Below are 13775 nucleotides of genomic sequence, written 5' to 3'. Positions count from 1 at the left end.
GCGAAACAGCGAAAGGATGCTTGTCTGTCAGGCATACTAAGAAATGCGACACGAAAGACCGATGCGAAAGAAAAAAACAACAAACCTCCTGACCGAAGTAGAACTCGAGTTCATGAACGAACTCTGGGCGCTGGGTCAGGGCTCGGTCCGTGACGTGCTTGATTGTCTGCCACCAGAACGCAATCTGGCCTATACGTCCGGCGCGACCATTCTGCGCATTCTCGACGAGAAAGGTTTCGTCGAAAGCCGCAAGGACGGAAAAACGCTGATCTACAGACCACTTCTGGAAAAAGACAGGTATCAGGCGCGTTCGCTTCAGAACCTGTCCCGCACATTGTTCGACGACACACCCGCCACGTTGGTGGCGCGTCTGGTCGATGACGCGGGGCTGAGCGAAGCCGATCTGGAGGAAATTCGGGCACTGGTAGAGAGGAGACTGCAAAATGACAGCGGTTAAACCGGTTCTCGATACGTATCTCGAATTGAACATCGTGCTTGGCCTGTCAGCCCTTATCTGGCTGCTGGCTCGCGCGACATTGGCGAAGACTCCGATGCGAAACAGCTTTGTCGCGCAGTTGCGCGCGCTCAAAACGCTGTGCGTTTGCGTGGTACTCAGTCCTCTGCTGGCGCTTGGCGCTTCGGCATTGGCGGGGCTGGCATGGCCCGGTCGCGCAGTGGCGCTGGGTGACATTGCGGTTGCCGCTTATCTGCGCGGCGAAATCGCGATGCCAGCGGTCCAGTTCGAGGCATTGCTCAACACCCGCGAACGCTGGATCGATCATATCGTTTCGGGTGAGTCTCTGGCTTTGATTATTGTCCTGATAGCTCTGGCGATGATCTCGGCGCTGTATCTTGTCCGCGCTGTGCGTGATGCGATTTCCATTCGCAACACGATCGGGACAAGTTTTCTGTGGCGCCGCTCTCGCAAAGTGGACATTCGCCTGTCGGACCGCATCACGGTGCCCTTCGCGGTGCGCGGTCTGCGCCGCCGTCACGTGGTTTTACCCAGTCACTTGCTGAATACGCCGCGTGAAATGCGGTTTGCTCTGGCCCATGAGTTTCAGCACATCCGCGCAGGTGACGTGGAATGGGAACTTGGGTTCGAACTATTGCGCCCCGTTCTTTTCTGGAACCCGGCCTATCAGCTTCTGAAATATCAGTTCGACCGGTTACGGGAACTGGCCTGTGATCAGTCGGTTGTTGCCCGCAAAGGGATCGACGCGCGCGACTATACGTCCTGCCTGCTGGATTATTGCGCCCGTACAGTCGCGATGCGGAACCCGAAGGTTCTGAATGTAGCGCTGGTTTCCGGTGGAAAGGCCAAGCGGGTATTGCAGCAGCGGGTGATCGCGCTGACCGATACGCAGGTGGCCACGGCTCCTCTGCCGGTTCTGTTTTTGGGTCTGACGCTGACTTTTGCGACCTTGCTCGCGCTTGGATCAGCCTCGCTTCGGCAGACACATGACTGGAGCCATGATCGGCTGATGCTGTCGACGGTTGTCAATCTGGAACGGCTGGAGGCCCGTAACCAGGGTAACTGATCCCTCAGATCACCAACCGCGACGCCCGAACAGCGAGTGGATACGGTTTTGCCCTGTAAAGGGGTCGATCTTCCGCGGGTGTGCCAGCCCTGCGACGACGCGCTCGACCAGAACCCATCCCACCAGGGCAAAGATTACCCCACCAAAGGCCTGTCCCAGCAACACGCCAGAAGCGCCCGCCAGCTTGGATCCGATAACGACAAAGACCCAAGTTCCAACGGTATGTCGCCCCCAGTTGATCCAGGTCGAATAGACCGGGTGCCCAAGATTGTTGAAACTGGCGTTCGCGACAAAAATCACTCCGTTAAAAAACGAAGCCAGCGCCAGCGGTCCGCAAAACAGGTAGATCAGCGTCCGTGTTTCGCCTTGCGCTGCAAACAAATCCGCGATTGGTGCACGCAGAAGAAACAGGATAGCCGCCATTGCCACGACGTATATCCCGGTAAACCGGATTCCGGCCCAAAAGGCGGCCCGCACACGATCATATCGTTCGGCCCCGAAGTTCTGCCCGATGATCGGACCGATCGAGCCTGACAAAGCAAACACCACGGAAAACGCCACCGGCATCAGGCGGCCGATCACGGCCATCCCCGCCACCGCGTCAGTTCCATATTGAGCAATTTCCCGAACTACGATGGCGTTTCCAATCGGAGTTGCGACATTGGTCAGAACCGCTGGAATTGCGATGGTTCGCACAGGGCGCAGATCGTGCGCAACCTGTGACAGCGATGGCCGCATAAAGCCCCGGTGCACGCGCAACGCGGGCAGTATCGCGGCTGCCAGCATACAAAGCCTTGCCAATACGGACGCAATTGCGGCGCCATCCAGTCCAAGCCCCACTGCGAAGATCAGAACGGGATCCAGGACGGCATTCACCAAACCGCCGTAGATCGTCGCCATCATCGAACGTCGCGCATCACCATGCGCGCGCAATACAGCCATCGCCGTCATGGCAACGGACATGACGCACATTGTCGGCAGGATGATCGAAACATAGCGGACCGAAAGCCTCAGCACCTCGCCCTCGGCGCCCAGAAGCGACAGTAGAAAGGTCAGGTTCATCAGAACCAAAGCCGAAATCAGGATACCACCAATCAGCCCCAGAACCGCGACGCTGGATGCATAGTGGCGCGCCTGCTCTGGCCTGCCCGCGCCCAGTTCACGTGCAACGAGCGCCCCGGCGGAGATCGACAGCCCGATATTGATGGCGTTGGTAAAGAACAACAATGTCCCCGCATAGCCGACCGCCGCAGCCAGAGCGTCATTGCCCAGCATCGAGATGAATATCATGTCCACAAAGTCGACCGCGAAAATTGCCATCAGACCAATGCTGGTGGTCAAGGACATGCGCGTCACGTGCCGCATCAGGCTGCCGTTCAGAAAAACGGCATCGTTGCCGGACTGACCTGCCATGTTGTTCGTTGCTCCTGTTCAGGCGCTTTGTGTCACCTTGCAGCCGTTTGGGAAGGGGCGGCAACCCCAATTCACCCGGGCGGCGCAGATCAGGAACGGTTGCAACGGGGCTCAGTCGGCAGCCATTCCAAAACCCGTCACCGGTAGCGGAAAACGCTCTGCATGGCCGCCAGCGACCCTCTCGTCAGGCACCTTGCTTCACAGACAATATCCAATCCCGCACGATTTCGGCCTTGGGTGTCAGCTCCCGGGACTTCGACCAGACCAGGTAGATCCCCTTCCCTGTTTTCCAGGTCCACTCCGACCGCGCAGCAAGCAGGCCCTGCTGAACCAATGGGGCAACAAGATGGTCCCACCCAAAGGCGAACCCCTCGCCCGCAATCGCGGCCTGAAGCACCAGCGCGTAGTCATTCAGGCGCAGACCGCTGCGCGGAGGTATTTCCGTCACCCCGAACTCCCAGAACCATTGCCGCCACGAAGGGCGTTCACGAATTGGTTCCTCAAGATGGATCAAGCGCTGGCTGAGAAGCCCCGGCACATTTCTGAGATTTACCGCTGCCGCCATCACCCGGGGCGACGCGACGGGATAGATCACTTCCTCGGCGATCAACGCACATTCGCAATCCGGCCAGTCTCCGGCCCCAAGTCGAATGGCCAGGCTGATCGTTTCAACATTCAGATCAGGCTCTCGATCGCTGGATTGCAGGCGCAGGTCGATATCCGGATGGATGCGCTGAAAGGACCCGATGCGCGGCAAAAGCCAATAGTTGTTGAATGCCGAAGACGCGCTGAGTGTCACGTGATCATTGCTGGCAAATTGCCGGATGGATTCGGCGGACTGCGCAAGCTGTTCAAACGCGCGTGTCACGTCGGCAAACAACTTGCTTCCAGCATTTGTCAGGCTGATCTTACGATGGCTACGCTGGAACAGAAGAACACCAAGCGAGCTTTCAAGTTGCTTGATCGCCATACTGACCGCTGGTTGTTGAACGTTCAATTCCTGCGCCGCATGTGTGAACGATCCAGTCCTTGCTGCGGCCTCGAAAAAGACGAGGTGGCGCGGTGAGGACAGATGTGACCAAAGCTTTTGCATAAGCTGTGTTTATCTAATTCATCGAAATTTTCAAACGTCACAAAGGCCCACCCAGACGATAATTTCAGGACAGACAGATTCAGAGAGGGCATTCATGGCGCGCCGGGCACGCAGTTCAAGAACACGGGGAAATGCGCCAACTGGCGCACCGCCCTCACCCTATATTCGCCGCATCATCCCGCATTTCGATGTGCTTGATGAGGATCAGATCGTTCGGCTTGAGGAACAGGTCGACTGGATCCTGCAAGACGTGGGCATCGCCTTTCGCGACGACCCCGAGGCGCTTGCGCTTTGGAAGCGCGAAGGTGCAAAGGTTGACGGCGACATCGTGCGCGCGCCGGCCGATTGGATTCGCAACCTGTGCTCTCAAGCTCCGGCCGAGTTCACACAACTGGCCCGAAACCCGGACCGATCAGTCACTATTGGCGGCAAGCATCAGGTTTTCGCGCCGATTTACGGCGCCCCTTTTGTACGCGACCTCGAAGGTGGGCGCCGATATGGCGATATGGCCGCCTTCCGGGATCTCGTGCGACTAACTTATCTGCACCCGAACCTGCATCACGGTGGCTTCGTCACCTGTGAGCCTTGTGACGTTCCGGTCAGCAAACGGCATCTCGACATGCTGTTCGCGCACATGAACCTCAGCGACAAACCGCATCTGGGCGCGATTACGGAAATGAGCCGCGCGCAGGACAGCGTCGACATGGCCGAAATCGTGTTCGGCGCTGAGGTAATGGCCGATAACTGCGTCATCATGGGGAACGTGAACACGAACTCTCCACTTTTGGTGGACCGTGTGGTGACTGAAGCGGCACGGGTGTATTCAACCCGCGGGCAAGGCATGGTCGTGGTGCCCTTTATCCTTTCGGGGGCAATGGGGCCGGTCTCAACCGCGGCGTCCGTGGCACAGGCCATGGCCGAAGCGATGATGGTCTGTGCGTATATTCAGCTAATCCGCCCGGGCGCGCCTTTTGTGCTGGGCAACTTCCTGTCGTCGATGTCGTTGAAATCGGGCGCACCCACTTTTGGAATGCCCGAACCTGTCATGTCGAACTATGCTATTGGTCAACTGGCACGCCGCGCCGGGTTGCCGTTGCGGTGCGGCGGGTCCCTGACAGCATCGAAGATCGAGGACGCCCAAGCGGCATACGAAAGCGCGGATTCCATGCATTCCACTATGCTGGCAGGGGCAAATTTTGTCTTGCACTCGGCAGGCTGGCTGGAAGGCGGATTGTGCACCGGTTTCGAGAAGCTGATCATGGATGCGGACCGGCTTGGATCCTATCAGAAAGTCCTGTGCCAGGGGCTGGACACTTCAGACGACGCGCTGGCTCGGGACGCATACGACGAAGTCGCCCCAGGCGGGCATTTTCTGGGATGCGGCCACACGATGCGCCACTACCAGACAGCATTCTACGAACCCAGGCTCAGCGACAGCGAGAATGTCGAAAGCTGGGAAGAAAACGGTTCGGAAGACATGCGCCAGCGCGCCCACAGTCGCTGGAAGCAGATGCTGAAAGAATATGAGGAACCTCCGATCGACGCCGCGCTGCGCGAAGAACTGGAGGCATTTGTCGCCAGACGCAAAGAGGAACTGCCCGATGCCTGGTACTAGGAAAACAGCCACCGCGACCCCCCCTGCCAACGTCGTGACCGTAACCGCAATGATCGCGTGGGCTACGCAAAGAACACTTCGGGCCCAACCCGGCCTTTCTTGAAACGCTGAAAGCTTAACCAAGGACACCTTCAATGCCCGAAATTCAAAAAGACGATACAGCCACAGGCAAACCGCTTCCTTCCCACGCCAAGGTTGTCGTCATTGGCGGCGGCGTCGTCGGATGTTCGATCCTTTTTCACCTTGCCAAGTTCGGGTGGAAGGATGTCGTACTGCTGGAACGCGATGAACTGACTTCCGGTTCAAGCTGGCATGCCGCCGGGCAGATACACACAATCAGTTCGGACCCCAACATAAGCCGCCTGCAAAGCTATACGATTGATCTGTACAAGGAAATCGAAGAGACATCGGGCCACTCGGTTGGCCTGCATATCACTGGGGGCTTCTACGCCGCGTCGACCAAGGAATGGTACGATTACCTCAAACGCGAACGCTCAAAGGCGCGGTACATGGGGCTCAATCAGGAATTCATAAGTCCAAGGGAACTGGCCGAGCGCCATCCGCTGATCGACCCCAAGCATTACCACGCAGCCCTTTGGGACGATCAGGACGGTGATCTTGACCCTTCGGGCGCGACCTATGCCTTTGCCAAATCGGCCCGTTTACACGGCGCGCAGTACTTTACCCATTGCGGTGTGACCGCGATGAGCCAGCGCCCGGACGGAAGCTGGGATCTGACGACGCCGAAAGGCACGATCAATGCGGAACAGGTGGTCAATTGCGGTGGCCTCTGGGCCCGCGAAGTCGGCCAGATGTCCGGCATTCACCTTCCGGTACAGCCGATGGAGCATCACTACCTGATCACCGACAAGATCCCGATGATCGCCGAGCGCATGGAAAGCATGGGCGAAGCCGGTCGCCTGCCCGCGGGTATCGATTATGAGGCCAACATCTATTTCCGGCAGGAACGGCAGGGCATGTTGCTGGGCACCTATGAGCCAAAGTCGACCCCCTGGAAAGTCGGCGGGACCCCGTGGGATTTCGGCCACGAGTTGCTGCAGCCCGATCTCGACCGCATCGCCGAACGACTCGAAATGTCGTTCGAACGGATACCGGCAATCGGCGAGGCTGGCCTCAAGGACATGATTAACGGGCCATTCACTTTCGGCCCGGACGGCAACCCGATGATCGGCCCGGTTCCGGGGATGAAGAACTATTGGGTCGCGGTGGGTGTCATGGCGGGGTTCTGTCAGGGCGGCGGCGTTGGTCTGACCATGGCGGAATGGATGATCGACGGAGAACCCTCGATCGATGTCTGGGCCATGGACGTCGCGCGGTTTGGCGAGTTTGCGACGCCGGATTGGGGAACCGTCAAATCGGCTGAAAACTACGAACGCCGCTTTGTCATGACCTTCCCCAACGAGACCCTTCCCAAGGGCCGGATGCAGAAAACCACCGCGCTTTACGATCGTCTGGTCGCGCAGGGTGCCTTGATGGATCAGGGCTTTGGACTTGAAAACGCCCAGTGGTTTGCGGACGGTCCCGAGGACGCCCACGAGGATCCGACTTTCGAGCGCAACCGCTCGTTCGATTATGTCAAACGCGAGGTGGACGCCGTGCAGAATGCCGTCGGCGGCATCGAGATTGCCAACTTCGCCAAGCACGAGTTCAAAGGCAAAGGCGCGCGCGCTTATCTGGACCGTATTGTGGCGGGCTATGTTCCTAAACCCGGCCGCCTGACCCTGACACCGATGCTGACCCCAAAAGGCAAGCTGTACGGTGACCTGACCGTTGCCTGCCTGGCCGAGGATCACTTTATGCTGTTTGGGTCGGGCGCGATGCAGGAAGCGCACCGCCGCTGGTTCGAAACGGATCTGCCGGACGATGTCGCTTATGCCAATGTTTCAGACGACTGGCACGGGATAGCGCTGTCCGGTCCCAAGTCACGAGAGCTGTTGTCGCGTATCACCCGCACCGATGTCAGCGCCGACGCCGTGAAATTCCGCGATCTGCGACAAACCTTCGTGGGCGGGGTTCCGGTCATTTTGAACCGTATCAGTTTTTCGGGCGAGCTTGGTTTTGAAATCTACTGCCGCCCCCAATACCTGTTGCGGCTTGCCGAAACGATCGAGGGTGCCGGGGCTGATCTGGGCTATCGCTGGTATGGCGCACGTGCGCTCATGTCGATGCGGCTTGAAAAAGGCTGGGGTGTCTGGACCACGGAATTCCGGCCGGATTTCAATGCAGTGGAAAGCGGAATGGATGTCTTCATCAACTGGAAGAAAGATTTCGTCGGCAAGCAGGCGACCGAAGGTTTCCGTGCCGAGGGTGTGAAACAAAAGCTTGTGACCATAACAATCGACGTCGAAGGGATCGATGTCTCCAGCGACGAAGCAATCCTGAAGGATGGCGCGGCGGTAGGTTACGTCAGCTCAGGCGGATATGCGCACCGGATGGGTAAATCCATGGCGATGGGCTATGTCGCGTCGGAGCACGCAGCGCCCGGAACGGTCCTTCAGGTGGAAATCCTCGGCGAGTTCTACGATGCCGAAGTGCTTGGCGGCCCGCTTTACGATCCCAACGGCGCCAATATGCGATGCTGAAATTTTGTACGGGGCGCCCGCCTGGGCGCCCTTCGCAATTCTGACGGAACCAGCGGAGTTCAGGTGGTCCCTGAACTCCATCGCAGCAATGGCTGTGTTTCGTCGCCGGATTATCCGGCGAACGCCATACGATCAGCCGCAAAACGAGCCTCACTCATTCAGGCGCTGACTTCGAAGAATAGTAATATGCGATCGCCTGAGCGCGGTTTTTGACGGACAGTTTTTCATAAATATTGGACAGATGAAATTTGACCGTATTCGTCGATATTTGCAGCTCTTTCGACAGGTCACGATTTGGCAGTCCTTTGGCCAAAGCCTCCAGGATCGCGCGTTCTTTGCGTGACAGGCCATGAATCGGATCCTGATGCATCTTCCTGACATCGATGAAGGGAAACACCATCTTGCCGGCAGCAACGTCGGCGCAGGTTTCAAGCAAACCCTCCACTTCACCTGACCGTGGGGCAAACCCTGCGGCCCCGGCCTGCATGGCCAACCTGGGAACGTCGCCGGCCTCGTCGCCATACACAATGAAACGGGGTGCGTTTTGCTGTTCACGCAGCACCTCGATCAGTTTGGCAGCACCCAAAATCGGCAGGTTCCACGCCACGACGCAGACCTGCACAGGCACCCGCATCACCGCGCCCAGAAACCCCTCGGCTGTGGCGGACGTGGCCACCAAAGAGAATCGCGGATCACGTTCAAAAATCTCCGACATCGCAGACAGGACGAGCGGATTGTTGTCGGCCAGCATGACGTCAATCGGGTATCGGGGTTTTTCAGTCATTTGATTTTCCGCCCAAAATTCTCAAAACCTACCCATTCCGGTAGGTTCGATCTCAGTACACCTTTGTATTCTTACACTAATGGGTAGGTTTTTGCCCACCCAATTAGATGCCCAAAAGCAGTATTAAGTTACGTTGCGCGTTCGGGCAAGTTTCAGTTTTGCTGATCGCCAACGCGACACACGGGCTCCGCCAATCATCCCGTAGCTGAGGAGGATCACAAATGACGTTCCAGGTTTATCCCCCGCTGGAAATCCCCGAGACCCTGGCGGCCGGACCCGGCCCCGGCAATACAGACGCCCGCGTTCTGCAGGCGTTTTCCAGCGCGGGTGTTGCAGACCACATGCAAGGCGATGTTTTGCGCGGAATGGTCGAATGCAAATACATGCTGCGCGAAATCTGGGGTACCGACAACGCCTATACCTTCGCCGTCGCCGGCACCGGTTGGAGCGCGCTGGACACCATGTTCTCGGCCGTGATGCCGGGCGACAAGGTGGTCGCCTTTTCGAACGGTACGTTTTCGGGCATCGACTCGCTGACCCTGCGGATCAAGGCCGCGACACCGCAGGAACACGCCTCCAGCCCGCTGGACCCGCAGGCGGCAAGCGTCGTCGTGATCGAAGTGCCTCATGGGCAACCGGTTACGGGTGAAATGGTCGAAAAGGCCCTGGCTCGCCATAAACCGAAATGGGCCTTCATGGCGCATTGGGAAACCGGATCGGGGCGCATCAACGATCTGCGCGGTTTCTCGAATGCCTGCGAACGGCATGGGGCCATGGGCCTGATCGACGCGGTTTCTTCCTTGGGCGTCGAGGATTTCCGGATTGATGATTTTCCCGGTATCGCAGGCTGGGCATCCTGCCCGCAGAAAGGCCTGTGCTGCCTGCCACTGACCTACGCGCCGGTCAGCTTCACCGACTCGTATATCAATTCGCTGAAGGCGACGGGTGCATATACCTATGTCCACAACCCGATTTTCGAAGCCCGCCACTGGGGCATCGTCGACGGGCAGGATGTCGAAAAGGGAACCTATCACCGCACACATTCGGGCTACGCCGTTGCCGCGTTTCACGAGTCGCTGCGCCTGACCCTTCAGGAGGGGCTGGCCAAGCGATCCGCATCATATCGCACACACGAATGCGTATTGCGCGACGCTGTGACCGCGCTTGGCTGCGAAGTGACCTCGGACATGCCCAGCCTTGTCGTGCTCAATCTGCCGACAGAACTGGCAGGTCGTGAAATGGAACTTGTTCAGAATTGTCGGGCGCGCGGGTTTGGCATCTGGCCCACGCTCAGCGCCCCGGTGCAGGTTCGGATCGGCATTCTGAACCAGCTCAACCATCAGGCCGTCAGCCGCATCGTGCGCCTGTTCTCCGAAGCTCTGCATGAGTTGGGAGGCACCGTCGATTTCGAAGAAATCGAGGCGCTGCTGGAAAGCCGCTACGGCACATCGATTGCCGCGTAATCGCACTGCATGAACGGGAGGAATGCAGATGGATATTCATGAATATCAGGCCAAAGAGGTCCTTTCGAAGTTTGGGGTCGATGTCCCGCCAGGTGCATTGGCCTACAGCCCCGAGCAAGCCGCCTACCGCGCTCGCGAGCTTGGCGGCGACAAGTGGATCGTCAAGGCGCAGGTGCATGCAGGCGGGCGCGGCAAGGCTGGCGGCGTCAAGCTGTGCAACACTGAAAGCGAGATCTACGAGGCCTGTGACAACCTGTTCGGGCGCAAGCTGGTTACGCATCAGACCGGCCCGGAAGGCAAAGGCGTCTACCGCGTATATGTAGAGGCCGCCGTGCCCATCGACCGCGAGATTTACCTGGGTTTCGTGCTTGATCGCTCCAGCCAGCGGGTGATGATTGTCGCGTCGTCCGAAGGCGGAATGGAGATCGAGGAAATCTCGGCCGAACGCCCGGACAGCATCGTACGCTCAATCGTGGAACCGGCTGTAGGGTTGCAGGAATTCCAGGCGCGCGAGATCGCCTTCGAACTGGGTCTGGAGCCTCGTCTGGTACAGCAAATGGTCCGCACCCTTCAGGGCTGCTATGCCGCATTCAGCGAATTGGACGCGACCATGGTCGAGATCAACCCTCTAGTCATAACCGGCGATGATCGCGTTCTGGCGCTGGACGCCAAGATGAGCTTTGACGACAACGCCCTGTTCCGTCACCCGCAGATTGCTGAACTGCGCGACAAAAGCCAGGAAGACCCCCGTGAAAGCCGCGCGGCTGATCGTGGCCTGTCCTATGTCGGCCTCGAAGGCAATATCGGCTGCATCGTGAACGGTGCCGGTCTGGCCATGGCCACGATGGACACCATTAAGCTGGCCGATGGGGAGCCTGCGAACTTCCTCGATATCGGCGGCGGTGCTTCACCCGAGCGGGTCGCCAAGGCCTTCCGCCTGGTTTTGTCGGACAGCAATGTTCAGGCGGTTCTGGTCAACATCTTTGCTGGAATCAACCGCTGTGACTGGGTTGCAGAAGGTGTCGTGCAGGCATTGCGCGAACTGGACATCGACATTCCTGTCATCGTGCGTCTGGCCGGTACGAATGTCGAAGAGGGTCAGAAGATTCTGGCCAAATCCGGTTTGCCGATCATCCGTGCAACCACCCTGATGGAAGCCGCCGAACGCGCCGTTGGCGCATGGCGCAACGACCTGTCCCAAAACACCAAGATGAGGGCTGTGTAATGAGCATTCTTCTCGACCGCGACAGCCGCGTTATCGTTCAGGGTATCACCGGACGCATGGCGCGTTTTCACACCAAGGACATGTTGGAATACGGCACCAATGTTGTCGGCGGCGTTGTCCCCGGCAAAGGTGGCGAAACCGTCGAAGGCGTGCCGGTTTTTGACACCGTCAAACAGGCCGTCGAGGCCACGGGTGCCGATGCCAGCCTTGTCTTCGTTCCGCCACCGTTTGCAGCGGATTCGATCATGGAAGCGGCGGATGCCGGCATCCGCTATTGCGTCTGCATCACCGACGGCATCCCGGCCCAGGACATGATCCGGGTCAAACGCTACATGTACCGCTACCCGCGCGACAAGCGCATGGTGCTGACCGGGCCGAACTGCGCCGGAACAATCAGCCCGGGCAAGGCGCTGCTGGGTATCATGCCCGGCCATATCTACCTGCCGGGCAACGTGGGAATCATCGGGCGCTCGGGCACGCTGGGCTACGAGGCTGCAGCGCAGCTCAAAGAACGCGGAATCGGTGTGTCTACCAGCGTCGGCATCGGTGGCGACCCGATCAACGGTTCGTCCTTCCGTGACATCCTTGAACGGTTCGAACAGGACGAAGACACCGAGGTCATTGCCATGATCGGAGAGATCGGCGGCCCGCAAGAGGCCGAAGCGGCGGAGTATATCCGTGACCACATCACCAAGCCCGTGGTGGCTTATGTCGCGGGTCTGACAGCCCCCAAGGGCCGGACCATGGGCCATGCAGGTGCGATCATTTCGGCCTTTGGCGAAAGTGCCTCGGAAAAGGTTGAAATCCTTTCTGCCGCAGGTGTGACCGTGGCGGAAAACCCCGCAGTCATCGGCGAAACGATCGCCCGCGTCATGGGAAAGGCCGCGTGATGGTTAAACCTTCAGTCCTTGTAACACGCCGCTGGCCAGCTGCGGTCGAGGCGCAACTGGCCGAAAGCTATGACACCGTGCTGAACACCGGAGACAAACCCATGTCTCCGGCCGAAATACGCGATGCGCTGAAACGGTATGACGCGGTGTTGCCGACCGTGACCGACACACTCAGCGCCGAGGCGCTGGATGTGCCTGCCGCGCAGACCAGGATCTTGGCCAATTATGGTGTCGGCTACAGTCACATCTGCGAACCTGCAGCCCGCGATCTGGGTATGACTGTCACCAACACGCCCGACGTGCTGTCCGAATGCACCGCCGATCTGGCCATGACCTTGCTGCTGATGGTGGCCCGTCGTGCAGGTGAAGGCGAACGGGAACTGCGCGCCGGAGGTTGGTCCGGCTGGCGCCCTACCCATCTGGTTGGCACCAAGGTCAGTGGCAAGACACTGGGCATTATCGGTTTTGGCCGCATCGGTCAGGAAATGGCCCGCCGCGCCCATCACGGATTCGGCATGAAGATCATCGTGCAGAACCGCAGCCAGGTATCGCCGGACGTTCTGGGCCAATGCAACGCCGTTCAGGTGGACACGGTGGACGAACTGCTGCCGCAATGCGATTTCGTCTCACTGCACTGCCCTGGCGGCGCGGCGAACCGCCACCTGATCAACTCGCGCAGGCTGAGCCTGATGAAACAGGACGCCTTCCTGATCAACACCGCGCGCGGCGAGGTGATTGACGAATGGGCGCTTATTCAGGCCCTGATGTTCGACATGATCGGCGGTGCTGCGCTGGATGTGTTCGACGGCGAACCACGTATCAGCCCGGACCTTCTGCAATGCGACAATCTGGTGATGCTGCCGCACCTTGGCAGCGCCACCCGCGAAGCGCGTGAAGCCATGGGGTTCAGGGTTCTCGACAATCTCAGTGACTTCTTTGCCGGCCGCCCGCCCCGGGACCGTGTAATCTGACCTTTTCCCTCACTTCCTCCCGCCGGTGATCCCGTCGGGAGGCCTTTTCAGGAGGTTTCCACGTGAACGCCCCCCACCGCACAAATGGTTTTTTCACCCAGTCTCTTTCGGATCGTGATCCTGAGCTTTTTGGCTCGATCCGGTCCGAGTTGGGGCGCCAGCGCGATGAAATCGAGC

The 13775-nt window shown here is 58.9% G+C and carries 11 protein-coding genes; 8 read left to right on the top strand and 3 right to left on the bottom strand.

All coding sequences use genetic code 11. From position 1 onward, the window contains the following. Nucleotides 1-61: 61 nt before the first annotated feature. Together ACR0MI_RS16410 and ACR0MI_RS16405 are read left to right on the top strand one after the other, a co-directional pair. A complete protein-coding gene (locus tag ACR0MI_RS16410; RefSeq protein WP_170616654.1) occupies nt 62-457 on the top strand; it encodes a BlaI/MecI/CopY family transcriptional regulator in 396 nt (131 codons plus the stop codon). Continuing rightward, a complete protein-coding gene (locus ACR0MI_RS16405; RefSeq protein WP_170616656.1) occupies nt 444-1541 on the top strand; it encodes a M56 family metallopeptidase in 1098 nt (365 codons plus the stop codon). The genes ACR0MI_RS16410 and ACR0MI_RS16405 overlap by 14 nt, the downstream gene beginning before the upstream one ends. Nucleotides 1542-1550: 9 nt before the next feature. On the opposite strand, the gene ACR0MI_RS16400 is transcribed toward ACR0MI_RS16405, so the two are convergent. Both ACR0MI_RS16400 and ACR0MI_RS16395 read right to left on the bottom strand, forming a co-directional pair. Beyond that, nucleotides 1551-2954: an MATE family efflux transporter gene (locus ACR0MI_RS16400; protein ID WP_480441973.1), complete on the bottom strand. Its 1404-nt coding sequence runs from the start codon at nt 2952-2954 to the stop codon at nt 1551-1553. 184 nt (nt 2955-3138) lie between these two features. Then, on the bottom strand, nt 3139-4047 hold the full coding sequence (locus tag ACR0MI_RS16395; protein ID WP_170616659.1) for a LysR substrate-binding domain-containing protein: 909 nt from the start codon (nt 4045-4047) through the stop codon (nt 3139-3141). Nucleotides 4048-4141: 94 nt separating this feature from the next. Between ACR0MI_RS16395 and ACR0MI_RS16390 the strand changes: the two genes are divergently transcribed. Next, nucleotides 4142-5662 (top strand): trimethylamine methyltransferase family protein, encoded by a 1521-nt coding sequence (locus tag ACR0MI_RS16390; RefSeq protein ID WP_170616661.1) that lies wholly within the window; start codon nt 4142-4144, stop codon nt 5660-5662. 134 nt (nt 5663-5796) lie between these two features. Beyond that, a complete protein-coding gene (locus ACR0MI_RS16385) occupies nt 5797-8265 on the top strand; it encodes an FAD-dependent oxidoreductase (RefSeq protein ID WP_170616663.1) in 2469 nt (822 codons plus the stop codon). A 154-nt stretch (nt 8266-8419) separates the two neighbouring features. Here the strand turns inward: ACR0MI_RS16385 and ACR0MI_RS16380 are convergent, their stop codons facing one another. Next, entirely contained in the window at nt 8420-9049 is a 630-nt protein-coding gene (locus ACR0MI_RS16380) for a LuxR C-terminal-related transcriptional regulator (RefSeq protein ID WP_480854909.1), read from the bottom strand. 221 nt (nt 9050-9270) lie between these two features. Between ACR0MI_RS16380 and ACR0MI_RS16375 the strand changes: the two genes are divergently transcribed. The 4 genes from ACR0MI_RS16375 to ACR0MI_RS16360 are packed head-to-tail and all read left to right on the top strand — an operon-like array spanning nt 9271 to nt 13598. Beyond that, the gene (locus ACR0MI_RS16375) at nt 9271-10512 is read left to right on the top strand and encodes a pyridoxal-phosphate-dependent aminotransferase family protein (protein WP_170619745.1); all 1242 of its coding nucleotides are present in this window, start codon (nt 9271-9273) and stop codon (nt 10510-10512) included. A 28-nt stretch (nt 10513-10540) separates the two neighbouring features. Then, the gene (locus tag ACR0MI_RS16370) at nt 10541-11737 is read left to right on the top strand and encodes a malate--CoA ligase subunit beta (protein WP_170616667.1); all 1197 of its coding nucleotides are present in this window, start codon (nt 10541-10543) and stop codon (nt 11735-11737) included. After that, nucleotides 11737-12627 carry a succinate--CoA ligase subunit alpha gene (gene sucD / locus ACR0MI_RS16365; protein WP_170616669.1) on the top strand — a complete coding sequence of 297 codons (891 nt, stop codon included), beginning with the start codon at nt 11737-11739 and terminating at the stop codon, nt 12625-12627. The genes ACR0MI_RS16370 and sucD overlap by 1 nt, the downstream gene beginning before the upstream one ends. Continuing rightward, on the top strand, nt 12627-13598 hold the full coding sequence (locus tag ACR0MI_RS16360) for a 2-hydroxyacid dehydrogenase (RefSeq protein ID WP_170616671.1): 972 nt from the start codon (nt 12627-12629) through the stop codon (nt 13596-13598). The genes sucD and ACR0MI_RS16360 overlap by 1 nt, the downstream gene beginning before the upstream one ends. Nucleotides 13599-13775: the final 177 nt, after the last annotated feature.

It is taken from the genome of Ruegeria sp. D4 (assembly GCF_056534475.1).
The sequence above is the reverse complement of the archived record's forward strand: the minus strand, read 5'-3'. Positions and strand labels throughout refer to the sequence as shown.

Coding starts and splice junctions, on each gene's coding strand:
- ACR0MI_RS16400 (WP_480441973.1), bottom strand. CDS start 2,954: ATGGCAGGTCAGTCCGGCAACGATGCCGTTTTTCTGAACGGCAGCCTG.
- ACR0MI_RS16405 (WP_170616656.1), top strand. CDS start 444: ATGACAGCGGTTAAACCGGTTCTCGATACGTATCTCGAATTGAACATC.
- ACR0MI_RS16375 (WP_170619745.1), top strand. CDS start 9,271: ATGACGTTCCAGGTTTATCCCCCGCTGGAAATCCCCGAGACCCTGGCG.
- ACR0MI_RS16395 (WP_170616659.1), bottom strand. CDS start 4,047: ATGCAAAAGCTTTGGTCACATCTGTCCTCACCGCGCCACCTCGTCTTT.
- ACR0MI_RS16380 (WP_480854909.1), bottom strand. CDS start 9,049: ATGACTGAAAAACCCCGATACCCGATTGACGTCATGCTGGCCGACAAC.
- ACR0MI_RS16360 (WP_170616671.1), top strand. CDS start 12,627: ATGGTTAAACCTTCAGTCCTTGTAACACGCCGCTGGCCAGCTGCGGTC.
- ACR0MI_RS16410 (WP_170616654.1), top strand. CDS start 62: ATGCGAAAGAAAAAAACAACAAACCTCCTGACCGAAGTAGAACTCGAG.
- ACR0MI_RS16370 (WP_170616667.1), top strand. CDS start 10,541: ATGGATATTCATGAATATCAGGCCAAAGAGGTCCTTTCGAAGTTTGGG.
- sucD (WP_170616669.1), top strand. CDS start 11,737: ATGAGCATTCTTCTCGACCGCGACAGCCGCGTTATCGTTCAGGGTATC.
- ACR0MI_RS16385 (WP_170616663.1), top strand. CDS start 5,797: ATGCCCGAAATTCAAAAAGACGATACAGCCACAGGCAAACCGCTTCCT.
- ACR0MI_RS16390 (WP_170616661.1), top strand. CDS start 4,142: ATGGCGCGCCGGGCACGCAGTTCAAGAACACGGGGAAATGCGCCAACT.